Raw genomic sequence first — 23,544 nt, 5'->3', positions numbered from 1 at the left:
CGTGAGTGGTAATTCGGGTTAGAACCCGAATTACCACTCACGACCCCCGAGCTGGGAGTCTTGATGGAACACGACCACTCCGCGCCGACCGGTTCGTCCACTGTGGACGTGCTGGCGCTGGTGCTGCGGCTGGCCCTGTTGCTGTCCACGGCGTTTCTCGCCGGCGGCGGGGTTCTGCGCCCGCTGGTGGGGGACCTGTCGCGCACACAGAAGCTCGTGCTGTACGTCCTCGGCGGGTTGTCGGCGCTGCTTGCCGTGGTGTCGGAGTTCGCCGTCGGCATCAACTTCGCCGCACTGGCGGTCCACGTCGTGCTCGCGGTCGCCGTGCCGGTTCTCCTGCAGTGGCCGCGGCTTGCGCGCTGGGCTTCGGCCGCCTTGCTCGTCCTGGTGGTGCTGGAGACGTCGCTGGGTGGCACCGGTGTCGAGTTCGCGCTCGACTCGGTGTTCGTCGCCGGCGCCGCGGTGTGGTTCGGTTTCGCGTTGCTCGGGCCGGTGACGACCTCCGCCATCCGTCCCGGGCCCCTGGCGGTCACCCTCGGCGGCCTGCTGGTCCTGGCCGGCGCGGTGCGGTTCGGGCTGTCCGGCCTCGGCTTCGACCGGCGGCTCGCCACGACACTCTTCGGGCTCGCGGTGCTGGCCGTGGTGGTCCTCCCGCTGCTGGTCAGCGGGCTCGCGGCCGTGGCGAGAGGCCGTGCCTACCGCTTCGGTGCCGTCGGGGTCGCCGTCGCGTTCCTCGCGTGGAGCGCGCTCGGTGCGATCCCGGCACCCCCGCCGCTGCCCGTGCCGGGCGTGCCGCTGCTGGCCGACGAGCCGGGATTCCCGGTGCTGGTCAGCCCGCAGCGGCCGGGGCACAACCTCGTCCACTTCCCGCCGAGTGCGGGCGGCGACCTCGCCGCCGGCGTCCGCGGCGGGATCATCACGAAGGCCGTCGCGCGGCCCGGCGCCGAAGGCACGTGGGCAGATGTCGACTTACCGCCCGGTCGCAGCGACCTGGAGATCCACCGCGGCGACGCGACGACGGTCGTCGAAGTCGACGCGGGGACCGCGCCCGGTCCGGTGATCGCCGAGGCGGACGCGCCGGAATGCGCGTCCGCGGCCCTCGGCGGCCTGGTCGCCGGCCGCACCGACGTGCTGACCGCGTGCCCGTCCGACGCGCTGACGCCGGAGGACAGCGGGGCGCTCGTCAAGCTCGTCGAGTTCCTCGCCGGGCGGAAGCCGTCCGCGCTCACACTGGTCGAAGACGACTCCCCGCGTGGGATCGCGGCCGCGAAGCTGGTGCGGGACACCGCCGCGCGCACCGGACTGGCCGTGCGCCCGGACGCCGGGCCCGACACCGCGCTCCTCGTCGTCTCCGGCTGGGCCGCCGGGTATCCGGCGATGACGCGGGCCGCCGAGCTGCAGCGCCTCGAACCCACCCACCAGTACGGGCTGTACCTGGCGCCGTGGCTGCTGAACGGGCCGATCGTCAACGCCGTCGCGAGCGCGTCGCTGCCGCTGCGCTTCGACCCGCGCGAGGCGGCCGCGGTCGGGTACGCCGTCGCGGTCGGCAACCGCTTCGGCGGCGAAAGCCCGACGCTCGGCGGCTTCCGGAACTGGCTGGGCGCCGACCGGCCGGCGGCGGACGTGCAGATCTTCGCCGCCGCCCAGGTCAACGCCATGCCGATGTACCCCACCGAACCCCACGCCACCGGAATGGTGATGGACCGCGACTACGCGGGCCAGTGGGTCCCCGACGGAACCATCGTGCCGATCACGTCGGTTCTGCGCTGAACCCCTCAGAGGGAAAACACTGATAGGAAAGGAAAACGCATGAAGCGTCTCGCTGCCCGCGTGCTGCTGCCGCTCGTCGCGGCGACGGCGTTCACCGGCCTGGCCGCCGGTGTCGCCAGTGCCGACCCGACCGACGGTTCCGTCTGGCTCGTGCCCGGCGTCGACCTCGGCAGCGTCCTCGGCCCGCTCGGCCAGCCGGTCGGGCTGCTCGCCCCCGTCTTCGACCTGATCACCGCTGTTTCCTGAAAGGCAGAGAACCATGAAGAAGAACCTCGTCCGCGCGGCCGGTGCCGCCGTCCTCGCCGGTGCGGCCCTCTTCGCCGCGGCCGGACCGGCACTGGCGGCCGACGCCCCGGGTGTCGTCGTGGTCGACGAGCCGGACACCAGCGGCCTGAACAACATCTGGACATTCGCCCCGCTCGGTGTTCCGGTGCTCGGCCTGATCCAGTCGGTCAACGGCGTTCCGGGCAAGATCCTGCCGTCCTGGTCCTGACCTGCCGGCGGTCCTCGCCCGCCGCGGCGAGGACCGCCGGGCAAGCCGGGAACTCGTTCGCCTCGTCCCCGATCCGTGTGTCCTCCTGGGAGTATCGATGTCCACCTCCACCGAACGCACCCCGGCAGGGACCTTCCTGCTGAGCTCACCCACTTCGTGCGCCGCGCCGCGGCCGGCGCCGGAAGAACCCGTCCGGGTGATACCGCTGGTCGTCAGCGCTGTCCTCGCCGCCGGCCTGAGCTGGTACGTCTGGGCGTCCTACGGCGCCAAGTCCGGCGCGCTGCTGGTCGTCGGGCTGCTGCTCGGCCTGGCCCTGTTCCATTCACGGTTTGGCTTCACCTCCGCGTGGCGGCAGCTGATCGCGGTCGGCAACGGCACCGGGCTGCGCGCGCACACCCTGCTGCTCGGCACCGCGGCGACGTTGATCGCCCTGATCGCGGGCACCGGCGCGGGGCTGTTCGGCGTGACGCCGAAGCTCACCGCCGGACCGGTCGGGCTCGCTCTGTTCGCCGGGGCGGCACTGTTCGCGATCGGGATGCAGCTGGGTGGCGCCTGCGCCTCGGGGACGCTGTTCGCGGTCGGCGCCGGCCAGTCCACGATCGTGCCGACGCTGGGCGGCTTCATCGCCGGCTCGGTGCTCTTCACGTGGGCCTACCCGATCTTCACGGGCTGGCCGCAGGTGTCCGGCTTCCTGCTCGCCGACCACGTGGGCTGGTGGGGTTCCTGGGCGATCACCGTCGCCGCGCTGACGCTCGTCGTCGTGGTCACGCGCGTGGTCCAGGCCCGCCGCACCCCGCCACCCGTCGACGCGGTCCCGACCGCGCGCGGCTTCGCGCGGGTGTTTCGCGGCTCCTGGCCGCTGCTGGCCGGCGCGGTCGTCCTGGGTGTGCTCGCCGCGGTGGTGGTCCTCGTGTCCGGCAGTCCCTGGGGCGTCACGTTCGCGTTCGCCCTGTGGGGTGCGAAACTGCTGCAACTGGTCGGCCTGCACCCGGAAACCTGGGAATTCTGGCGGAGCGCGGCCAACGCCAAGGCCCTGGCCGGCCCGATCTGGACGGAGAAGACGAGCCTCACCGACATCGGGATCATCCTCGGTGCCGCCGTCGCGGCCGCGGCCGCCGGGACCTGGAAGATCCGCGCGGAGATTCACTGGCGGACCGCCGTCGCGGCCGTGCTGGGCGGCGTCCTCATGGGCATCGGTGCCCGGCTGGCCGGTGGCTGCAACATCGGCGCCTACCTCGCCGGCATCTCCACCGGCAGCCTGCACGGCTGGCTGTGGGGACTGTTCGCACTCGGGGGAACCTGGATCGGGATCCGGCTCCGCCCCCTTTTCGGCCTGGCCAACCCCCAGCCGACCGACAGCATCTGCTGAGCCAAGACACCGCCCTGAACTGTGGTTCCCCGGTCCGCAGCACGGTGTGGTCCTTGGCCGCGACCTCTGCTGGCGAGCGGACCGGAGTGATGTCCTTCGGAGCGTCGCCTCCGTAGACGATGGCCGTTGCACCGTCGACGACGAACCCGGCACGGTGGCGTATGGATGCCATGGATCCAGGGCGAACAGCACGGTCGCGGCCGTGCAGACCATCGCGCCGTCCGCCAGGCCTGCGCTGCCGGGTTGTGATCCGGCGGCGACCAGCTTCACGGCGAGACCCGCGGAGACGTCCACCGCCAGTCCGTCGGGCTGAAGAACAGCCCGTGGATAAGATCGTAGGGTGATCGGCGTAAACGTGCGCGGTGATCCAAATTGCTTCGCCGCTCGGTGAGCGGCGGGACCGGAAGGCCCCGAGACCGGACACCGCGGTAGGGGGTGTGATCACCGCAAGGTTCACTATGTCGCCCGGATCAGGGAACGGCTACTGGCGTTGGTCGCCCTATCCCTCCTGACGCACGTCGATAAGGTGAATCCGCTGGCCGTCGCCGTTGGTCGCGCGGGAGAGGATGTTCGCGACCCGTCGGCGGACATCCGGGTCGAAGTCGGCGTTAGTGGCCATCTGCGAGACCAGCAACGGAGGACGATGGTGACGCCCATGGTCTCGCCCGTGCTGAAAGAGCCGAACGGCAACAGGCCGTTTCGAGTATCGGCGGATGGCAGGCTGAGCCGCTCAGCGGGTCGGTGGGCCGGTGGTTCCGCGGACGACGAGTTTCGGGTCCAGGATGATCTCCGCGGGGGCGCGGGATTCGTTTTCGAGCCGGTCGGTGACGGCGTGGACCGCGGCTTGGGCGAGGCCGGCGGCGTCCTGGTGGACCGTGGTGAGGTCGATGTGCGACAGGTGTGACAAGTGGTTGTCGTCGAACCCGACGATCGAGATGTCGCGGGGGAACTCCAGGCCGGCCCGGCCGAGGGTGTGCATGAGGCCGATCGCGCAGCGGTCGTTGCCGGCGAGGACGGCCGTCGGCAGGGTGTCTTCGGTGAGCAGGAGCCGGGCCGCGGCCATGCCCGCTTCTTCGTCGTGCGCGCCGGGCAGAACGCGGTCGGGCAGCCCGTGCCGCCGCACGGCCGCGCGGTAGGCCCGGCGGCGGTCAGCGGAACCCGGCTCCTTGCCGCCGTCGACGTGCACGATGTGGCGATGACCGAGCTCCACCAGGTGGTCGACAGCCTGCCGGATTCCCTTGGTGTCGGCGGTGTGGACGCTGTCCACCAGCGCGCCCGGTAGCCGGCGCCCCACCACGGCGGTGACGGCGCGCCGGCCCAGTGCGTCGAGGGCCGTGCGGTCGGCGTTCGGGCCGAGCAGGATCAGGGCTTCGCACCGGTGGCTCAGCAGTGCTTCGACGGCTTTGGCTTCGTCGCGGCTCGGCGCGGTCGCCGACAGCAGCACGTCGTAGCCGAGCCGTTCGGCCTCCGGGTAAATGCCTTCGACCAGGTCGGCCTGGAACGACTGGTGCACGGTGACCATCACGCCCAGTGTCCGGCTGCGCCCGCGGGCCAGCAGCCGGGCGGCGTTGTCGGGGCGGTATCCGAGCTCTTCGGCGGCGGCGAACACGCGGTCCCGGGTTTCCTGGCTGGCGCCGGGCTGGCCGCGGAACACCAGCGAGACGAGCGCTCGGGAGACACCGACTTTCGCGGCGACGTCGGCCATCGTCGGCTTCGCCGACCTGCTCGTGGGTTCGCCGTCGTGCACGTCCGCTCCGCCTCTGCTCCGTTGGCCGGATCTGCCGGGCCGATTCTTCCAGGCCCTTGACATCCGGCGGCCGAGGACAGCATAGTTCCTGCCACTAGAGCGCGCTAGTAGAGCGCGACAGTGACCCGCGGTGCGGCGGAGGTGCGCAGGTGGAACGGCAGTTCGAGGTGCTGACCATGGGCCGGGTGGGGGTGGACGTCTACCCCCACCAGATCGGGGTCGGGCTCGAGGACGTCACGTCCTTCGGCAAGTTCCTGGGCGGCAGCGCGACCAACGTGGCGGTCGCCGCGGCGCGCCACGGCCGCCGGTCGGCCGTGATCACCAAGGTCGGCGCCGACCCCTTCGGCCGGTTCGTCCGCAAGGCCCTGATCGGCTACGGCGTTTCGGACCGTTTCCTCGGTGAGTCGGCGGACCTGCCCACCCCGGTGACGTTCTGCGAGATCTTCCCGCCGGACGACTTCCCGCTCTATTTCTACCGCGCCCCCAAGGCGCCGGACCTCGACCTGACGCCGGACGAGCTGGACTTCGACGCCATCCGGGCCGCGGACGTCTTCTGGGTGACCGTCACCGGGCTGAGCCAGGAGCCCAGCCGCACGGCGACGCTTGCGGCGCTGGAAGCCCGCGGCCGCCGCGGCGTCACCGTGCTCGACCTCGACTACCGGCCGATGTTCTGGACCTCGCGCGATGAGGCCCGGTACTGGGTCGGCGAAGCGCTCGGCCAGGTCACGGTCACGGCCGGGAACCTCGACGAGTGCGAGACCGCGGTCGGCACCCGCGACCCGCACGAGGCTGCGAAAGCCTTGCGCGGCAAGGGAGTCTCGCTCGCGGTCGTGAAGCAGGGGCCCCGCGGCGTGCTCGCCGTCGACGACGGCGGCGCGGTAGTGGTCCCGCCCGTGCCGGTCGAGGTGGTCAACGGTCTCGGCGCCGGGGACGCCTTCGGTGGCGCGCTCTGCCATGGCCTGCTCTCCGGTTGGGACACCCGCCGCGCGATCGAGTTCGCCAACGCCGCCGGCGCGCACGTCGCCGGTGAGCTGTCCTGCGCCGATGCCATGCCCACCGAAGCCCAGGTGCTCGCGAAGCTGGCGGAGGCCACCCGTGTCTGAGCGTGTCCGCCGGATCGTCACCGCTCGCGTCCAGGACCCGGGCGCGATCACCGAGGCCGCGGCCAAGCGGGTCAGGGCGAAGTCCGTGCTCGGCGACCACGGCCGGGCCATGATCATCGCCGCCGACCACCCGGCTCGCGGCGCGAACGCCGTCGGCGGCGACCCGGCCGCGATGGCCGACCGCGGTGAGTTGCTCGACCGCCTGTGCCTCGCGCTCGAACGGCCCGGCGTCACCGGGGTACTCGGCACGGCCGACGTCCTCGAGGACCTTCTGCTGCTCGACGTGCTCGACGGCAAGAGCGTGTTCGGCTCGATGAACCGCGGCGGCCTGGCCGGATCGGCGTTCGAGATCGACGACCGGTTCACCGGCTACGACGCCGAGACGATCGCCGCACACGGGTTCGACGGCGGCAAGATGCTGACGCGCATCGCACTGGAAGACCCGGCGACCGCGGCGGCGCTGGAGAACTCGGCCCACGCGATCGACGAGCTGAACGACCGCGCCCTGATCGCGATGGTCGAACCGTTCCTGTCCCGCTGGGACAACGGCCGGGTCCGCAACGACCTCACCCCGGACGCGGTGATCAAGTCGATCACCATCGCTTCCGGTCTCGGCAGGCGCACCGCCTACACCTGGCTCAAACTGCCGGTGGTGGACGACATGCCGCGAGTGCTGGCCTCCTCGACGCTGCCGGTGCTGCTGCTCGGCGGCGAGGTCGCCGACGCCGAAGCCGCCTTCACCGCCTGGCGGGAAGCGCTGGCCCAGCCGACCGTGCAGGGGCTGGTCGTCGGCCGTTCGCTGCTCTACCCGGCCTCCGGCGACGTCGCCGGCGCGGTCGACCGGGCGGTGAGCCTGCTGTGAGCAAGCACCACCTGCCCGCACTGTCCACCAGCGACGGTCCTTTCACGACCGTCGTCACGCCGGAGTCCGCCGGCTGGGGCTCCTCTGGACTCCGCGTCCTCGACCTGCCTTCCGGCGGGTCGGCCCGGATCGCGACCGGCGACGCCGAGCACCTGGTCCTCCCGCTGTCCGGCGCCTGCAGGGTCACCTGTGACGGCGAGGTCCTCGACCTGGCCGGGCGGACCGGCGTATTCGACGGCGTCACCGACTTCGCCTACCTGCCGCGGGACGCCGAGTTCACCGTCACCAGCGACGGAGGTGGCCGTTTCGCTCTCCCGTCCGCGCGGTGCGAGAAGCGGCTGGCCGCGCGGTACGGTCCGGCCACGGACGTGCCCCGCGAGGCCCGAGGCGCCGGAACCTGCGCCCGTGAGGTGCACAACTACTGCCTGCCGGCCACGTTCGACGCCGACCGGCTGCTGGTCTGCGAGGTGCTCACCCCCGGCGGCCACTGGTCGTCCTACCCGCCGCACAAGCACGACGAACACGGCGACCACGAACGCGAACTGGAGGAGATCTACTACTTCGAGGTCGACGGCGGCGGAATGGGCTACCAGCGCGTGTACGGCACCGAAGACCGGCCCATCGACGTGCTCGCCGAGGTCCGCTCCGGCGACGTGGTGCTCGTGCCGCACGGCTGGCACGGCCCGTCGATGGCCGCGCCGGGCTACGACCTCTACTACCTCAACGTCATGGCCGGCCCCGGGCCGGACCGGGCGTGGCTGATCACCGACGACCCGGCGCACGCTTGGGTCCGCGAGAGCTGGGGGAGCGCCCGATGAGGCTGACCGCCGCCCAGGCACTCGTCCGGTTCCTGGCCGCCCAGTACAGCGAACGCGACGGCGTCGAGCAGCGGCTGATCCCGGGCTGCTTCGGGATCTTCGGCCACGGCAACGTCGCCGGGATCGGCCAGGCGCTGCTGCAGGCCGCCGAAACCGGCGAAGCCGACCTGCCGTACTACCTCGCGCGCAACGAACAGGGCATGGTCCACGCCGCCGCCGCGTACGCCAAGACCCGCGACCGGCTGGCGACCTTCGCCTGTACCGCGTCCACCGGCCCCGGCTCCACCAACATGATCACCGGCGCCGCGCTGGCGACCACCAACCGCCTCCCGGTGCTCCTGCTGCCCAGCGACATGTTCGCCGGCCGCGGCCCCGACCCGGTGCTCCAGCAGTTGGAGGACCCGCGCGCCGGGGACGTCACGGTCAACGACGCCTTCCGCCCGGTGTCCAAGTACTTCGACCGGATCACCCGGCCCGAGCAGCTCATTCCCGCCGCGCTCGCGGCGATGCGGGTGCTCACCGACCCGGCCGAGACCGGCGCCGTAACGCTCTGCCTGCCTCAGGACGTCCAGGCCGAGGCTTTCGACTGGCCGGCGGAGTTCTTCCGCCGCCGCGTCTGGCACATCGGGCGTCCGCTTCCCGAGCCGGACGCGCTCGCCCGCGCCGCCGAGGCACTGCGGAACGCCCGGAAACCGCTGATCATCGCCGGGGGAGGGGTCGTCTACTCGCAGGCCACCGAGCAGCTGCGCGCCTTCGCCGCGGCCACCGGCATCCCGGTCGCCGACACCCACGCGGGCAAGGGCGCGGTGCCGTGGGACCACCCCTGCGCGGTCGGTGGAGTCGGCTCGACCGGAACCACGGCCGCCAACGCCCTCGCCGCCGAAGCCGACGTCGTGCTCGGCATCGGCACCCGCTACAGCGACTTCACCACCGCGAGCCACACCGCGTTCGGCGACCCGGTGTTCGTCAACCTCAACCTGACCCGCCTCGACGCGGTCAAGCACGCGGCGATCCCGGTGCAGGCCGACGCCCGCCTCGGCATCGAAGCCCTGCACGCCGCCCTCGACGGCTGGCAGGTCGATGACGCGTACCGCACCCGCGCCCGGCTGCTGGCTGACGACTGGCGCCGCACCACCGACGCTTGTTTCTCTCTCGGCCACCAGCCCCTGCCCGCGCAGACGGAGATCCTCGGCGCGCTCCACGACGTCCTCGACGACCGCGACGTCGTGATCAACGCGGCCGGTTCACTCCCCGGCGACCTCCAGATGCTCTGGCGCGCCCGCGACCCCAAAGCGTATAACGTCGAATACGCCTACTCCTGTATGGGCTACGAGGTCGCGGCCGGGCTCGGGGTGAAGCTGGCCGCACCGGACCGCGAGGTCGTCGTCCTCGTCGGCGACGGCTCCTACCTCATGATGGCCCAGGAGCTGGTCACCATGGTGTCCGAGGGACTCAAGGTGATCGTCGTGGTCGTCCAGAACCACGGGTTCGCCTCGATCGGCGCGCTCTCGGAGTCCTTGGGGTCACAACGGTTCGGCACGCAGTACCGCTACCGCGGCGACACCGGCCGGCTCGACGGCGGTGTGCTCCCGGTCGACCTGGCGGCCAACGCCGCCAGCCTCGGCGCGAACGTGCTGAAGGCGTCCACAGTGGATGAATTCCGGACCGCAATGACCCGGGCCAAGGCGGCGCGCGAGACCACCGTCGTGCACGTGGAAACCGACCTCTACGGCCCGAACCCGCCGGGGTCCGGCTGGTGGGACGTTCCGGTGAGCGAAGTGTCCGAACTGGACACCACCCGCAAGGCCCGCGAAGACTACGCCGCCGCCAAGCGCGGCCAGCGGCACTACCTCTAGGAGAACCAGCGTGAAGACCATCGAACACCGGATCAACGGGACCGCCGCCGGTTCCGGCCGGGCGGCGCCGGTGTACGACCCGGCGACCGGACGTCAGCAGGCCGGCGTCCTGCTGGCCGGCAAGTCCGAAGTGGACAGCGCCGTCGCCGCGGCGGGCAAGGCGTTCGAGTCCTGGGGCACTTCCTCGCTGTCCCAGCGCACCCGGATCCTGTTCGCCTTCCGTGAGCTGCTGGTGAAACACGAGACCGACCTGGCGAAGATCATCTCGGCCGAGCACGGCAAGGTGATCGACGACGCCCGGGGCGAGATCGTCCGCGGCCGCGAGGTCGTCGAGTACGCGTGCGGCATCGCCGACGCGCTCAAGGGCGGCTTCTCCGACCAGGTCTCCCGCGACGTCGACGTGCTCAGCTTCCGCCAGCCCCTGGGTGTGTGCGCCGGGATCACGCCGTTCAACTTCCCGGTGATGGTGCCGTTCTGGATGCACCCGATGGCCATCGCCACCGGCAACACGTTCGTGCTCAAGCCGAGCGAGCGTGTCCCCTCGGCGTCGAACCTGGTCGCCGAGCTGTACGCCGAAGCAGGCCTGCCCGACGGCGTCTTCAACGTCGTGCACGGCGACAAGACCGCCGTCGATGCCCTGCTGGAGCACCCGGACGTCGCCGCGGTGTCGTTCGTCGGGTCGACACCGATCGCGAAGTACGTCCACGAACGCGCCACCGCCACCGGCAAGCGCGTCCAAGCCCTCGGCGGGGCGAAGAACCACGCCGTCGTGCTCCCGGACGCCGACCTGGAGTTCGCCGCCGGCCACCTCACCGCAGCCGCCTTCGGCTCCGCCGGACAGCGATGCATGGCGATCTCGGTCGCCGTCGCGGTCGGGGACGCCGCCGACGCGCTGGTCGCGACGCTGGCCCGCAAGGCCCGCGAGGTCAAGGTCGGTCCCGGTGACGACCCGGCCAGCGAGATGGGCCCGGTCATCACCGCCGCGGCCAAGGACCGCGTCGAGAACGCCGTCGCCACCGCCGCCGCACAGGGCGCCACCGTGGTCGTCGACGGCCGCGACCTGCCCGTCGAGGGGGACGGCTTCTTCACCGGGCCGTCACTGATCGACCACGTCCGCCCGTCGATGGACGTCTACCGCGACGAGGTCTTCGGCCCGGTGCTCGCGGTCGTGCGTGCCGAGTCCCTCGACGACGCGATCGCCCTGATCAACGCCAACCCGTACGGCAACGGGACCGCGCTGTTCACCTCCAGCGGCGAGGCCGCGCGCCGGTTCCAGCGCGAGGTCAAGGTCGGGATGATCGGCGTCAACGTGCCGATCCCGGTTCCGATGTCCTACTACTCCTTCGGCGGCTGGAAGGACTCCCTGATCGGCGACAGCCCGATCCACGGTCCCGAAGGCGTCCGCTTCTACACCCGCCCCAAGGTCGTCACGACCCGGTGGCCGCGCGTCACCCAGTCCGTCGAAGCCGCGTTCAACTTCCCGACCTCGTCCTAGAAGGGACCTCCCGTGACAACGACGTCCGCCCGCACCGTCGCCGGCAACCTCTGCCTCGGCTCCGCGCCCGACTCCTGGGGCGTCTGGTTCCCCGAAGACGACCACCAGGTGCCCTACACCCGCTTCCTCGACGAACTCGTCGCCGCCGGTTACACCTGGCTGGAGCTCGGCCCCTACGGCTACCTGCCGACGGACCCGCGCGAGCTGGCCGATGCGCTGTCCGTCCGCGGCCTGCAGGTCTCCGGAGGCACCACCTTCGGCGCGTTGCACCGCCCGGAAGCGTGGGACACGATGCTCGCTGAAACCCGCCGCGTCGCCGAGCTGACCGCCGCGGCCGGCGCGCACCACCTGGTGTTCATCCCGCCGATGTACCGCGACGAGAAGACCGGCGAATACACCGAAAGCCCGGACCTGACCGCCGAGCAGTGGAACTCCCTCGGCGGCCGAGCGAACGAGCTGGGCAGGATCCTGCTGGAGGAGTACGACGTCCGGCTCTGCCTGCACCCGCACGCTGACAGCCACATCCAGACCCAGCCTGAGATCGAGCAGTTTCTCAACGAGACCGACTCCCGCTACGCCAACCTGTGCCTCGACACGGGGCACGTCGCCTACGGTGGAGGCGACAACCTCGACCTGATCCGCCGTTTCGGCGAGCGCGTCGGGTACGTCCACATCAAGCAGATGGACCCGGCGGTCCTCGACCAGGTCGCCGCCGAGAACCTGTCCTTCGGGGAAGCCGTCAAGCGCGGCGTCTGCGTCGAGCCACCCGCCGGCGTGCCCGATCCCGCGTCGATCGTCGACGCACTGTCCACACTGGACGCGGAACTGTTCGTCATCGTCGAGCAGGACCTCTACCCCTGTGCCGCCGAGGTGCCGCTGCCGATCGCGGTGCGCACCCGCGAGTACCTGACCGGGTGCGGCCTCTCCGGTCGCAAGCGACCAGCCGCCCGCTGAACCACCCGACGCACCAGGGATCCACAGGGACACACCCAGATACGCGCCGGTGGGGACCGGCGCACCCCTCCTGCACCAGGAGAAACCACCATGGCCCACGTCCACGCAACGACGCCGCCGACGATTCCGCTCGACACCAAGGGCCCGCACGGGCGCCGGCTCCGGCTGGTCACGATCATCGCCACCTTCGGTGGCCTGCTCTTCGGCTACGACACCGGCGTCATCAACGGTGCCCTGCCCTACATGGCCACCGACCTCGGGCTCACGCCGTTCACCGAGGGCCTGGTCACCAGCTCGCTGCTGCTCGGCGCCGCGCTCGGCGCGGTCGTCGGCGGGCGGCTGTCCGACCGGCGCGGCCGGCGCAAGAACATCCTCATGCTGGCCGTGATCTTCCTGCTCGGCACGCTCGCCTGCACCCTCGCCCCGACGACCGCGGTGATGGTGCTGGGCCGGTTCGTGCTCGGCCTGGCCGTCGGCGGCGCGTCGGTCACCGTGCCGACCTACCTCGCCGAGGTCTCGCCCACCGAACGGCGGGGACGGCTGGTCACCCAGAACGAGCTGATGATCGTCACCGGTCAGCTGCTCGCCTTCACGTTCAACGCGATCATCGGCAACGCCTTCGGCGAGTCCGGCGGCGTCTGGCGCTGGATGCTCGTGATCGCGACCCTGCCGGCGGTCGTGCTGTGGTTCGGCATGCTGGCGATGCCGGAGAGCCCGCGCTGGCTCGCGTCGAAGGACCGCTTCGCCGACGCGCTGGCCGTGCTGCAGCAGGTCCGCTCGGCGCAGCGGGCGCAGGCCGAGCTGGCGGAGGTCGAGCAGCTGGCGCTGGAGGACAAGAAGTCCCAGACCGGCGGCCTGCGCGATCTGGCGACCCCGTGGATCCGGCGGCTGGTGTTCGTCGGCATCGGGATCGCGATCGTCCAGCAGATCACCGGCGTCAACTCGATCATGTACTACGGCACGCAGATCCTCAAGGACGCCGGCTTCTCCGCCAATGGCGCACTGACGGCCAACATCGCCAACGGCGTCATCTCGGTGCTGGCCACGTTCGTCGGGATCTACCTGCTGGGCAAGGTGAACCGGCGGCCGATGCTGATCGTCGGGCAGATCGGCACGACGGCGGCGTTGCTGCTGATCGGCGTGTTCTCCCTGCTGCTGCCCGCAGGTGAGGGCCGCGCGTTCGTCGTGCTGGCGCTGACCGTGACGTTCCTGGCGTTCCAGCAAGGCGCCATTTCGCCGGTCACCTGGCTGATGCTGTCGGAGATCTTCCCGCTCAAGCTGCGCGGGTTCGGGTTCGGCATCTGCGGGCTGGTGCTCTGGCTGACCAACTTCGCGATCGGCCTGACGTTCCCGGTGCTGGTCGACGTGCTGCACATTTCGAACACGTTCTTCATCTTCGTCGTCCTCGGTGTCGGCGCGATCACCTTCGTCGCGAAGGTCGTCCCGGAAACCCGGGGCCGATCGCTGGAAAACCTGGAAACCGAGCTGCACACGCGGTTCACCCGAGAGCCTGCCATCGCTGGAAAGGGAGCCTGACCGTGGCGATCCTCGTGGCTGTCACCGATTCCGAAGAAGGCGACCTCGCCCTGACCCGCGCGGTCGAGGAAGCCGAGTTGCGCCGCACCCCGTTGCTGGTCGCGAACCTGCGGCTGAGCCCGCTCGAAGCACCCGCCGACGCGAAGGTGCTCGAACGGCCGCCGAACACCGACGTCGCCGACTACGTCCTGGCCCTGCTCGACCAGCACGCCGGGGAGGTGGACCTGCTGGTCATCGGTATGAAACGCCGCTCACCGGTGGGCAAAGCCCTCCTCGGCAGCGTCGCCCAGCACCTGCTGCTGTCGGCGAACGTGCCCGTCCTGGCCGTCAAGACGGCCGACTGAGAAAGGAGAGACGCTCGTGACCGTACGAGTAGGTGTGATCGGGGCCGGCATGATCGGCCGTGACCACGTCCGGCGCCTGACCGACGTCGTCACCGGCGCCGAGGTCATCGCCGTGACCGATCTCGACGCCGCCCGCGCCGGCGAGGTCGCGGCCACGGCGGGGGCCCGCGTCGTGCCGACCGCGGCCGACCTCATCGGACAGTCCGACGTGGACGCAGTGCTGGTCGCTTCGTGGGGCCCGACGCACGCCGAGCACGTCCTGGCCGCCGTCGCCGCCGGGAAACCCGTGTTCTGCGAGAAGCCCCTGGCGACCGATGCCGAAGACTGCCTGCGGATCGTCGAAGCCGAGATCGCGGCCGGGCGCCGGCTCGTGCAGGTCGGGTTCATGCGCCGCTACGACAGCGGTTATCGCGAACTCAAAAAGATACTCGACGCCGGGGAGATCGGCGCGCCGCTGATGGTGCACTGCGCGCACCGCAACGCCTCGGTGCCCGAGGCCTACCATTCCGGCATGGCGGCGCAGGACACCGCCGTGCACGAGATCGACGTCCTGCGCTGGCTGCTCGACGACGAGATCGTCGGCGTCCAGGTGCTGACCCCGCGACGCACGCGCCATGCGCACGCCGCCCTGCGCGATCCGCAGATCATGCTGTTCGAGACCGCATCGGGGATCCGGATCGACCTCGAAGTGTTCGTCAACTGCCGGTACGGCTACGACATCCAGTGCGAAGCGGTCGGCGAGAAAGGGCTGGCGCGGCTGCCCGAGCCGGCCCGCGCCGCGGTCCGGACCGCGGGCGTGACGCGCACCGGCGTCCCGCAGGACTGGCGGGAACGGTTCGTCACCGCCTTCGACGTCGAATTCCAGGAGTGGGTCGACGCGGTCGCGGTGGGGGAGCCCACCGGCCCGTCCGCCTGGGACGGGTACGCCGCCACCGTGATCACCGATGCCACGGTGGAGGCCTTGGAGTCGGGCCGGATCGTCAGCGTGGGCATGAAGGACCGGCCCGCCTTCTACCCCGGAGGTGCCCGGTGAAGATCGCCCTTGACCCGTACATGCTGCGGCACCTGCCGATGGCCGAGATGGTCCGGACCGTCGCCGACATCGGCTACGAGTACATCGAACTGTCGCCCCGCACCGAGTTCATGCCGTTCTTCCTGCACCCGCGCGCCGATGACGAGAAGGTCGCGGAGCTGAAGAAGGTGCTTCGCGAAACCGGCGTGTCGCTGTCCAGTGTGCTGCCGCTGTACAAGTGGTCCAGCCTGGACGAGGCCGAGCGGCAGGCGGCGGTGCGGTACTGGACGCGGATGATCGAGGTGACTGCCGAGCTCGGCTGTGACCTGATGAACTCGGAGTTCAACGGTCGCCCCGAGCGGGCGGCGGAAAGCGAAGCCGCGTTCTGGCGGTCGCTGGAGGAGCTGCTGCCGATCTTCGAACGCGAGGGCATTGCCCTGAACCTCGAAGCCCACCCGGACGACTTCTGCGAGGTCAACGACCCGGCCGTCGACCTCGTCCGGGCGATCAACAAGCCGTGGGTGAACTACCTGTACTGCGCGCCGCACACGTTCCACCTCTCGGGGGCCGACCCGGGCGCGGACGTCGGCCGGATGCTGCGCTACGCCGGCCCGAAGCTGGCACACCTGCACATCGCGGACTCGTTCAACCACAAGGGATCCTCAGGACTGCGCTACATCCTGAACCCGCCCGGCACGCCGGCGCGGATCCACCAGCACCTCGACATCGGCCAGGGCGAAGTCGACTGGGACGCCTTCTTCGGCACCCTGCGCGACCTGGAGTTCGACGGGGTCGCCACGGTGTGTGTCTTCGCCTGGGAGGAGCGGGCGGTCGAGTCGTCGAAGTTCATGCTCGACCGGGTCACGAAGGAGCTGGGATAGACGTCGTGTGCGTCGAGAACCCCGGCCGGCGCCGGCCGGGGTCGGCTCAGGTCACCTGTCTACAGCGCCGCCGTCGGCTTTTCCGCGCGGGGATCGCTGTTGGGTCATCCGCGGATCCAGCGCTGGTTGGCGTCGCCGTGGCAGGTCCACACGATCACCGGCGTGCCGTTCACCGTGCCGTTGTGGTCCACGTCCAGGCAGAGCCCGGTCTGCGTGTTGCTGATCGTGCCGTTGCCGTTCAGGCTCCACTGCTGGTTCGCACCGCCGTTGCAGTACCACAGCTGGACCTTGGTCCCGGCTGCGGCGTTCACCGGCGTTTCCAGGCACTTGCCGAGCAGCCGCACCTCGGTGCCGTTGCGGGTGAACAGCTGCTGAGCGCCGGTGGTGCAGTCCCAGAGGGCCGGCTGGGTGCCGTTGGCCGACGCGCCCTTCGGAGCGTCGAGGCAGCGGCCTGCCGATTCGCTGCGGAGCGGGAAGGGCACCGCCGCCGGTGCCGAGCCGCCGCCGCTGACCCGGAAGACCGCCGTGCCGTGGGCCGGAACGCTCGCCGCGATGGTGCCGGTGGTGCTCGAAGCCGCTCCCGTCCAGAGATCCCGCAGGGCGAACGAGGTGCCGGTCTTGCCGATGGCGTTCGCCGTGGTCGAAACCGTCGTGGTGCTCGAGCCCTGGTTGAGCAGCGCGACCGCGACGTCGCCGTTGGCGAGCCGCTTGGCGAGGACCCGCTGGGTGCCGTTGTCCGAGACCTGGGCCGCCTGCTGGGCGAGCGGGTCCTGGTCGAGGGCGATCAGGTCGGCGTTCTTCAGGATGGCGAGCGTGGCGGCCGGCGCGTTCCGGACGTCGTTCCCCGCGATCAGCGGCGCGGCCATCATCGCCCACAGCGCGAAGTGGCTGCGCTGCTCGGTGTCGGTCATGCCGCCGTTGCCGACCTCCAGCATGTCCGGGTCGTTGAACCCGCCCGGGCGGGCGTACGGCGCCAGCGGCGCGTTGACGTTGACGATGTTCTGCACGCCCATGAAGGAGCTGCCGTCGCTGCCGGTGTCCCAGCGGTCGGTGATGTCCTCGGTGGTCCGCCACAGGTTCGCGACGTCGCCCCAGTTGCGCAGCGGGCCGGTCTTGTCGTGGACGCTGTTGGGGTTGATGCTGTAGACGATCGGCCGTCCGGTGGCCGCGAGGGCGTCGCGCATCTTCGCGAACGCCGCCACCTGCTCGTCCAGCGTGCCCGTCGGCGAGCACCAGTCGTACTTGAGGTAGTCGACTCCCCAGGCGGCGAACTGCCGGGCGTCCTGCTCTTCGTGCCCCTTGCTGCCCGTGGCGCCGGGGAACGAGTTGAAGTACTGCGCGCACGTCTTGTCCACCGGCACCTGGTAGATGCCGAACTTCAAGCCTTTGCCGTGGATGTAGTCGCCGAGCGCCTTCATCCCGCTCGGGAACCGGGTCGGGTGCCCCTGGAGGTTGCCCTGGGCGTCGCGGTTGGGATCGAACCAGCAGTCGTCCACCACGACGTACTGGTAGCCCAGCGCGGCCATCCCGGTGCCGGCCAGCGCGTCGACGGTCTGCCGGATCAACGACTCGGAAATTCCGCAGCCGAACGTGTTCCAGGTGTTCCAGCCCATCGGCGGCGTGCGGGCCACGCCGTTCTCCAGCGCCTGTGCGGACTGCGGCGCGATGGCCGCCGTGGCCATGCCCGCCAAGAGCACGCAGACAGCTGCCAGCCTCGCCGTGATCCGCCGCCGGAGGGAAACCGAGTGAACAGTGTTAACGCTAACACCCGAGGGTGGGGAATAGCGGGACACAGTGTTTCCTTTCGCGCCATTGCGATACGAGGGGGAGCCCGGACGCCGTCTGCACTGCTCACCGTGAGCGCCTCGGCCCGGAGATAATCGCTCCAGATCATGACTTCCTGCCGTGCGTCCGTCAAGGGACTGCCGCGAAACCGCGGGTGACGCCGAGGAGGTGTGTTTGGGTAACTGCTCGAGCCGTGGCCGTGGGACGACACCGGCTGATCACCCGCAGCCGCCGAGCCGCTTCACCTGACCTGCAGGACGGGCAGGACGATCGCGGAGGGGTGCTGTGGGGTGTGGAACACCTGCTGGTCGGCTGTGCGGAGGGTGTGCGCGGTCGCGCGTGGTTCCCCGGTTCCGGGATTGCGGTTGTAGCGGGGGAACGCGCCGCTGGAGACCTGGACCCGGATCCGGTGACCGCGCTTGAACCGGTGCGCGGTGGGCCACAGTTCGACGGTTGCGCAGTGGGTTCGATCGGCGTCGGCGAGTGCGGTGAGGCCGTCGCAGACGTTGAAGGATCGTCCGCGTTCGTCCACATCGCACAGCCGGACGAACACGTCCGCCGACGGCAGGCTGGACCGGAACCAGATCTCGGCACTGATTTCGCCGATCACCTCGACATCCTGGTCGAGGACGGCGGTCGTGTAGGTCAGTACGTCCGGTCGCGCCTCCAGTGCCGTGTTGTCGACTCGGCCGGCCCGCTGCGTCACCGTGATGCGCGCGCCACCGGCCGCCGGGGTGGGGTCGGCCGGGTCGTACCGGTAGCGGTCCGGAGTGGACTCGCCGGGTGCGTCGGCCGAGAGCAGTCCGTCGGCGTGGAGGTGGAACCGCTGCGGCGCGTAGCCGGGGGGCGGCCAGGCGCCGAAGTCCCGCCAGGTGTTCTCGCCCATGACGTACAGCCGCACCGCCGCCCGCTCCGGCGGGTGCTCGTCGCGGGCGTGGGCGAGCCCGAATTCCAGGGCTTCGCGCACCATCATTCCGCCCAGGGCAAGGGAGAAGTGCGGCCAGGGGCCGATGGTGAGCCGGGCGGGGCGCCCGGCGTCCTGCATGGTCCGGAAGTCGCGGAGCTGGCCGGGGAGGAAGAAGTCGTACCAGCCGCCGATCAGGCTGGCGGGCACGGTGATGTCGGCGACCCGCTCGCGGTGGTCCAGGGGCGCCCAGAACGGGTCGTCGGCGTCGTGGGTGAGGACGTTCTGGATGTAGTCGACGTGCGTTCCCAGCACCGCGGTGTCGGCTTGGTTCAGCGGCAGCGTGCGCATCGCCTGAAGTTTCTTCCGCTCGCCGAGCAGGTTGTGCAACGTCGCGTGCGGGCGTTCCTGCTGGGCGACCTGGGTGCCCCAAAGGAACGGGATTTCTAGGCTGAAGCCGGACGGCGGGAGCCAGTCCAGCGTGAGTCCCGATTCGGACACCGCCGGGACGATGGCCTTGACCTGAGGTGGTAGCCGATCGGCGACCGACCAGACGGTGTAGCCGAGGTAGCTGCCGCCGACCAGGATCATGGATTCGCCGAACCAGTCCTGCTTCACCACCCAGTCGAGGGTGTCCAGCCCGTCCTCGCGTTCGCACCGGAACGGGTCGAACACCCCGCCCGAGCCGAAGGTCCCGCGCGAGCTGACGATCACCACCTGGAAACCCCGCTCCGCCAGCGGCCTGGCGAGCTGATCCGCGTTTGCGCCGGTCCGGCCGTAGGCGCTGCGCACCAAGGCCGTCGGCAACCCGGCACCGCCCGTTCGGGGGAACCAGCGATCGGCGAGCAGGGTGACGCCGTCGCGAACGGGTACCGGTAGATCGTGCTCGACGACCAGGGCACGGGTCGTCGGCGGGGGGAGGTGCTGCAGGCGCTGGGTGAGCTTGCTGGTGAGGTTCATGGACGGTGATCTCCTTGTGGTTCGGGGGAAATGGGCCTGAGGACCGAGGCGACGCGCAGGAGCCGGTCGGCCAGGTCTTCCGGCCGGAGCGGGTCGGCGTCGTCGACGAGCCACTCGCTGAGCAGCCGGCTCGCCCCGCCGATGAAGAAAGCGGCGAGGTCGCGCACGGTCGGCTCGTCGAGGCCCGCGTACTGCTCCCGTACGAAGATCCGGTTGAGGGAGCCGAACAGGTCGTCGAGCGTCCTGCTCATCGCGAAGGCGCACGAGCCGGTGAGCATGGCGCGGTAGAACGCGCGGTGTCCGGCGAAGTGGCGAGCGAGGACCAGCACCTGCGCCCGAAGGTCATCGGCCGGCTCGTCGACCTGCGGGAGAAGCTCCCGCTCCACCAAGTCGGCCGCGGCTGCCACGAGCAGGCCGTTCCGGTCCGCGAAGTGCAGATACAGGAGCTTGCGGCTGACGTCGGCCGCGCCGGTGATGTCCGTGACCGCGATGTCTGTCGTCTCCCGTTCCACCACCAGGCGCACGGCGGCGGCCAGCAAAGCGGAACGCGAACGCTGAACCCGGCGGTCTGGTGCGGGCTGGGTCGGCCGGTGAGGCTGCATGCACAACTATTACACACCTGTACCCAAATCTACAAGTGTGTAATATCGTGGCCCGCCGCTACGACCGGTCTTCCGGTTGCTCGATCGCGGCGTCGACGGTGTGCTCCAGTTGCGCCCGCAGGACAGGGCAGTCTCGAATGGGGTCCTTGCGGGGGCAGGTGAGCAGGTGCTCGAGTACTTGTTCCGCTTCACGGAGTTGCTGTACCTGCCGTTGCACGACGCGGATGGACTCGGCGATGACCAGCCTGGCGGTGGGCTGGTCGCCGGGCGGGTTTCCGGAGATGGCGGTGGCGGTGTCCGCCAGGCTCATCATGCCGTCGTGGTGGAGCAATCGGATGAGTGCGAGCCGGAGCAGCTCGTCACGGCCGTACGTGCGGACGGTCCCGCGTCGACCGGCCGGCCGGAGCAGGCCGATCTGGTCGTAGTAGCGCAGCGCGGACACGGCGGTGCCGAAGTATCGCGCCACCTCGCTGATCAAGTAACGCACGTCACCATGATCGCAGGGTGCGCTCAAGTCGACTTGAGCGGGCACGGTGGAGGCAGGTGATCAACGAAGGAGGACACCGTGGAGCGGTACGAGGTGGTGGTGGTCGGCGCCGGACCGGTGGGGCTGTCGACGGCGTTGTTCCTGGCGGAGCGGGGAGTCCGGGTGCTGGTGGTGGACAAGCGCGACCCGCTCGACGGCCCGCCGCGCGCCAGCGCGAACGTGCGGACGTTGGAGCTGTTCCGGGCGATCGGGCTGGGGCCGGCACTGGATCGCGTCGGCTGGGACGGCCCGGCTGCGCTGCGCTCGGTGGTCAAAGACAGTGCGGTGGGCGCCGTGCGACATCGAGCGGGCCTGCCGGCTCGCTACGCGGATCGGTTGACCACGTGCAGCCCGATCGATGTCCGCCGCACGATGACGCAGTACGAGGTGCAGCGGATCGCGTTGGAGCAGTTGCGACGCCGTGGCGGGCAGGTCCGGTTCGGTGTCGAGTTCGTCGGCCTCACCGCCGATGCGGAAGGCGTACGCGCCCAGGTGGCCGAAACCGGCACGGGCGAAGAGCACCAGGTGGTCAGCAGCTACCTGATCGCGGCCGACGGCGCACACAGCCGGGTGCGCAACCTGCTCGGGATCGACGTGCCCGACCGGCAGGTCGCCGGCCGGCTCAACACCGCGTTCTTCCGCGCCGACCTGCGTCGTCTGCTGCCGGAGTCGGCCACGCACTCGTGTTTCATCCGCAACGAACAGGTTCACTGCACGTTGTTCGCGAAAGGCGCGGCAGGGGATCGCTGGTCCTCGCACATCATGGATTACCCCGGCAAACCTGCCGAGCTCGCCCAGTTGTCACCGGAGCAGACCCTGCGGCTGCTGCGTGCCGCGATCGGCGACGACACCGTGCCGATCGACCTGATCGAGTGCAATGCATGGGAAGCCACTTTCGGCATCGCCTCGGCGCTGCGTCACGGCCGGGTCTTCCTGGCCGGTGACGCCGCCCATGTGCAAAGCTCTGCCGGCGGGCTGGGCATGAACACCGGCATCCAGGACGGGCACAACCTCGCCTGGAAACTCGCCGCGGTTCTGCGTGGGCAAGCCGGCGAGACTCTTCTCGACAGCTACGAGCCCGAACGCCGCGCCGCCGCAGAGGCGTCGCTGGCCGTGTCCCACGGTTTGCACGACGGCCGCCAGGCCCAGGACACCGACCAGCTGTACGCGCGACTGGCCGCGGACTACCTGCGCGGGATGATGTTCTACAGCTACGACTCCGGGGCCGTGCACACCGATACCGCCGCAGAGATCGGCGTCCTCGACGACCAAGCCGTACCCGGCCGCCGCCTGCCGCATCGATGGCTCACCGACGATGGCCACCGATTGTCCACACTCGACATCGTCGGTACACAGTGGACTTTGCTGGCCGGGCCGGACGGTTCCGGCTGGCTCGCCGCAGCCACCGACGGCATCGACCTGCAAGTACGGCAGATCACCGCGGCCATGGTCGACGATGATCCCGCCGTGTTCACCGAGATGGCCGGCACCGAGGCGGACGGCGCGCTTCTGGTTCGTCCCGACGGGTTCGTCGCATGGCGGTCGGACAGCCTGCCCGCCGATCCGCACGACGCAGTCCGCTCCGCCGTGCACACGGCACTCGGACACCACGCAACCCGGTAGCGGCCGGCTACTCGGCCAGGTTCTGGGTGCCGATCACCGAGACCAGCTCCAGCTTCTCGGCGGCCTCGGTGCCCGGCCCGGCCGAGTAGACGAGGATGTACAGGCCGCTCTCCGCCACCCGGAGCAGGTCGCAGTCCAGCGTCAGCAGGCACACCTGCGGATGGTCGATCGTCTTGGGCCAGGCATCGAACCGTCCCACGACACCCGCGTCCCACAGCTCGGCGAACCGCTCACTGTGGGTACGCAATTCTGCGATCAGGCTCCGCAGCCGGCGGTCCGCCGGATACCGGTAGGCGGTCGTCCGCAGTTCGGAGACCATGCCGGCCTCGCAGGCACGCCGTTCCTCGGGCGTGTGCCGTGCCCGGGTCGGCACGCCCATGAAGGTGCGCCACACGTCGTTGCGTTCCCAGCCGCGCAAGCCGGACGGGTCGCCCATCAGCGCCGCGTACATCGAGTTGGCCAGCAGCAGCGTCATGGCCGCGTCGGAGACGACGACGGGTACGTCGACGAGCCGGTCCAGCAGCCGCTGGACGCCGGGCGTGAGGTACCCGGGCACTATGTCGGGGCCGGGCGGAAGCAGGCCCGCAAGCCCGAACAGGTACGCCCGCTCGTCGCCCGACAGCCGCAGCGCACGGGCCAGCGCCTCGACGACCTGTCCGGAGGGGTTGGCCGCCCGGCCCTGTTCGAGGCGCGTGACGTAGTCGACCGAGATCCCGGCCAGCAGCGCCAGCTCCTCCCGCCGCAGACCGGCCGCGCGCCGGTGTCCACCGGAGGGCAGCCCCGCCGCGTGCGGGGGAACCCGGTCGCGCCAGCGCCGCAGCGCCAGTCCGAGTTCGGTCACCGTCATGCGCCCAGTGAACACCGCCGGCCGCGTACGCGCCTGGTACTCGCAGTCCCAGGAAGA

Annotated in this window: 22 protein-coding genes; 15 read left to right on the top strand and 7 right to left on the bottom strand. The window is 70.5% G+C overall.

What is annotated here, in order from left to right:
* Window positions 1-63: 63 nt before the first annotated feature.
* From ACLJQF_RS12165 to ACLJQF_RS12150, 4 genes are all read left to right on the top strand, one after another.
* Complete coding sequence (locus ACLJQF_RS12165; protein WP_410608373.1) at window positions 64-1,770, top strand: hypothetical protein; 1,707 nt, start codon at window positions 64-66, stop codon at window positions 1,768-1,770.
* Between the two features lie 39 nt (window positions 1,771-1,809).
* Complete coding sequence (locus ACLJQF_RS12160; protein ID WP_410608372.1) at window positions 1,810-2,016, top strand: hypothetical protein; 207 nt, start codon at window positions 1,810-1,812, stop codon at window positions 2,014-2,016.
* A 13-nt stretch (window positions 2,017-2,029) separates the two neighbouring features.
* Entirely contained in the window at window positions 2,030-2,263 is a 234-nt protein-coding gene (locus tag ACLJQF_RS12155; RefSeq protein WP_410608371.1) for a hypothetical protein, read from the top strand.
* A gap of 97 nt (window positions 2,264-2,360) precedes the next feature.
* Window positions 2,361-3,632, top strand: a complete 1,272-nt coding sequence (locus tag ACLJQF_RS12150; RefSeq protein WP_410608370.1) for a YeeE/YedE family protein — start codon at window positions 2,361-2,363, stop codon at window positions 3,630-3,632.
* 499 nt (window positions 3,633-4,131) lie between these two features.
* On the opposite strand, the gene ACLJQF_RS12145 is transcribed toward ACLJQF_RS12150, so the two are convergent.
* A complete protein-coding gene (locus ACLJQF_RS12145) occupies window positions 4,132-4,266 on the bottom strand; it encodes a hypothetical protein (protein WP_410608369.1) in 135 nt (44 codons plus the stop codon).
* Window positions 4,267-4,362: 96 nt separating this feature from the next.
* Window positions 4,363-5,379: a LacI family DNA-binding transcriptional regulator gene (locus ACLJQF_RS12140; protein WP_410608368.1), complete on the bottom strand. Its 1,017-nt coding sequence runs from the start codon at window positions 5,377-5,379 to the stop codon at window positions 4,363-4,365.
* A gap of 149 nt (window positions 5,380-5,528) precedes the next feature.
* On the opposite strand from ACLJQF_RS12140, the gene iolC reads away from it, so the two are divergent.
* Genes iolC through ACLJQF_RS12090 form a run of 10 tightly spaced genes read left to right on the top strand, consistent with a single transcriptional unit; the run spans window position 5,529 to window position 16,240 of the window.
* Window positions 5,529-6,482 carry a 5-dehydro-2-deoxygluconokinase gene (gene iolC, locus ACLJQF_RS12135; RefSeq protein ID WP_410608367.1) on the top strand — a complete coding sequence of 318 codons (954 nt, stop codon included), beginning with the start codon at window positions 5,529-5,531 and terminating at the stop codon, window positions 6,480-6,482.
* Window positions 6,475-7,344 (top strand): aldolase, encoded by an 870-nt coding sequence (locus ACLJQF_RS12130; protein WP_410608366.1) that lies wholly within the window; start codon window positions 6,475-6,477, stop codon window positions 7,342-7,344. Before iolC ends, ACLJQF_RS12130 begins: the two co-directional genes overlap by 8 nt.
* On the top strand, window positions 7,341-8,162 hold the full coding sequence (gene iolB, locus ACLJQF_RS12125; protein ID WP_410608365.1) for a 5-deoxy-glucuronate isomerase: 822 nt from the start codon (window positions 7,341-7,343) through the stop codon (window positions 8,160-8,162). Before ACLJQF_RS12130 ends, iolB begins: the two co-directional genes overlap by 4 nt.
* Complete coding sequence (gene iolD / locus ACLJQF_RS12120; RefSeq protein ID WP_410608364.1) at window positions 8,159-10,018, top strand: 3D-(3,5/4)-trihydroxycyclohexane-1,2-dione acylhydrolase (decyclizing); 1,860 nt, start codon at window positions 8,159-8,161, stop codon at window positions 10,016-10,018. The genes iolB and iolD overlap by 4 nt, the downstream gene beginning before the upstream one ends.
* Before the next feature lie 10 nt (window positions 10,019-10,028).
* Entirely contained in the window at window positions 10,029-11,513 is a 1,485-nt protein-coding gene (locus ACLJQF_RS12115) for a CoA-acylating methylmalonate-semialdehyde dehydrogenase (RefSeq protein ID WP_410608363.1), read from the top strand.
* Between the two features lie 12 nt (window positions 11,514-11,525).
* Window positions 11,526-12,467, top strand: coding sequence for a TIM barrel protein (locus ACLJQF_RS12110; protein ID WP_410608362.1), 942 nt, complete (start codon window positions 11,526-11,528; stop codon window positions 12,465-12,467).
* A gap of 39 nt (window positions 12,468-12,506) precedes the next feature.
* Window positions 12,507-14,003 (top strand): sugar porter family MFS transporter, encoded by a 1,497-nt coding sequence (locus ACLJQF_RS12105; protein WP_410608384.1) that lies wholly within the window; start codon window positions 12,507-12,509, stop codon window positions 14,001-14,003.
* Window positions 14,004-14,005: 2 nt separating this feature from the next.
* Window positions 14,006-14,347, top strand: a complete 342-nt coding sequence (locus tag ACLJQF_RS12100) for a universal stress protein (RefSeq protein ID WP_020639958.1) — start codon at window positions 14,006-14,008, stop codon at window positions 14,345-14,347.
* 16 nt (window positions 14,348-14,363) lie between these two features.
* Complete coding sequence (locus ACLJQF_RS12095) at window positions 14,364-15,380, top strand: Gfo/Idh/MocA family oxidoreductase (RefSeq protein WP_410608361.1); 1,017 nt, start codon at window positions 14,364-14,366, stop codon at window positions 15,378-15,380.
* Window positions 15,377-16,240, top strand: coding sequence for a sugar phosphate isomerase/epimerase family protein (locus tag ACLJQF_RS12090; protein ID WP_410608360.1), 864 nt, complete (start codon window positions 15,377-15,379; stop codon window positions 16,238-16,240). Before ACLJQF_RS12095 ends, ACLJQF_RS12090 begins: the two co-directional genes overlap by 4 nt.
* Before the next feature lie 104 nt (window positions 16,241-16,344).
* On the opposite strand, the gene ACLJQF_RS12085 is transcribed toward ACLJQF_RS12090, so the two are convergent.
* From ACLJQF_RS12085 to ACLJQF_RS12070, 4 genes are all read right to left on the bottom strand, one after another.
* Window positions 16,345-17,922 carry a glycoside hydrolase family 27 protein gene (locus ACLJQF_RS12085; RefSeq protein ID WP_410608359.1) on the bottom strand — a complete coding sequence of 526 codons (1,578 nt, stop codon included), beginning with the start codon at window positions 17,920-17,922 and terminating at the stop codon, window positions 16,345-16,347.
* Window positions 17,923-18,266: 344 nt separating this feature from the next.
* The gene (locus ACLJQF_RS12080; RefSeq protein WP_410608358.1) at window positions 18,267-19,889 is read right to left on the bottom strand and encodes a CocE/NonD family hydrolase; all 1,623 of its coding nucleotides are present in this window, start codon (window positions 19,887-19,889) and stop codon (window positions 18,267-18,269) included.
* A complete protein-coding gene (locus ACLJQF_RS12075) occupies window positions 19,886-20,428 on the bottom strand; it encodes a TetR/AcrR family transcriptional regulator (RefSeq protein WP_410608357.1) in 543 nt (180 codons plus the stop codon). The genes ACLJQF_RS12080 and ACLJQF_RS12075 overlap by 4 nt, the downstream gene beginning before the upstream one ends.
* Before the next feature lie 121 nt (window positions 20,429-20,549).
* Entirely contained in the window at window positions 20,550-20,978 is a 429-nt protein-coding gene (locus ACLJQF_RS12070; protein ID WP_410608356.1) for a MerR family transcriptional regulator, read from the bottom strand.
* A gap of 96 nt (window positions 20,979-21,074) precedes the next feature.
* Here ACLJQF_RS12070 and ACLJQF_RS12065 point away from each other — a divergent pair, with 96 nt between their 5' ends.
* Window positions 21,075-22,640 (top strand): FAD-dependent oxidoreductase, encoded by a 1,566-nt coding sequence (locus tag ACLJQF_RS12065; RefSeq protein WP_410608355.1) that lies wholly within the window; start codon window positions 21,075-21,077, stop codon window positions 22,638-22,640.
* A gap of 7 nt (window positions 22,641-22,647) precedes the next feature.
* Here the strand turns inward: ACLJQF_RS12065 and ACLJQF_RS12060 are convergent, their stop codons facing one another.
* Window positions 22,648-23,487, bottom strand: coding sequence for a helix-turn-helix transcriptional regulator (locus ACLJQF_RS12060; RefSeq protein ID WP_410608354.1), 840 nt, complete (start codon window positions 23,485-23,487; stop codon window positions 22,648-22,650).
* Window positions 23,488-23,544: the final 57 nt, after the last annotated feature.

The sequence above is a fragment of the Amycolatopsis sp. lyj-109 genome (assembly GCF_046548995.1).
In the GTDB taxonomy this organism is placed as follows: Bacteria; Actinomycetota; Actinomycetes; order Mycobacteriales; family Pseudonocardiaceae; genus Amycolatopsis.
Note: the sequence above shows the minus strand (reverse complement) of the source record. Positions and strands in the feature narration are given on the sequence as shown.

Coding starts and splice junctions, on each gene's coding strand:
- ACLJQF_RS12165 (WP_410608373.1), top strand. CDS start 64: ATGGAACACGACCACTCCGCGCCGACCGGTTCGTCCACTGTGGACGTG.
- ACLJQF_RS12160 (WP_410608372.1), top strand. CDS start 1,810: ATGAAGCGTCTCGCTGCCCGCGTGCTGCTGCCGCTCGTCGCGGCGACG.
- ACLJQF_RS12155 (WP_410608371.1), top strand. CDS start 2,030: ATGAAGAAGAACCTCGTCCGCGCGGCCGGTGCCGCCGTCCTCGCCGGT.
- ACLJQF_RS12150 (WP_410608370.1), top strand. CDS start 2,361: ATGTCCACCTCCACCGAACGCACCCCGGCAGGGACCTTCCTGCTGAGC.
- iolD (WP_410608364.1), top strand. CDS start 8,159: ATGAGGCTGACCGCCGCCCAGGCACTCGTCCGGTTCCTGGCCGCCCAG.
- ACLJQF_RS12085 (WP_410608359.1), bottom strand. CDS start 17,922: ATGGCCACGGCGGCCATCGCGCCGCAGTCCGCACAGGCGCTGGAGAAC.
- ACLJQF_RS12080 (WP_410608358.1), bottom strand. CDS start 19,889: ATGAACCTCACCAGCAAGCTCACCCAGCGCCTGCAGCACCTCCCCCCG.
- ACLJQF_RS12060 (WP_410608354.1), bottom strand. CDS start 23,487: ATGACGGTGACCGAACTCGGACTGGCGCTGCGGCGCTGGCGCGACCGG.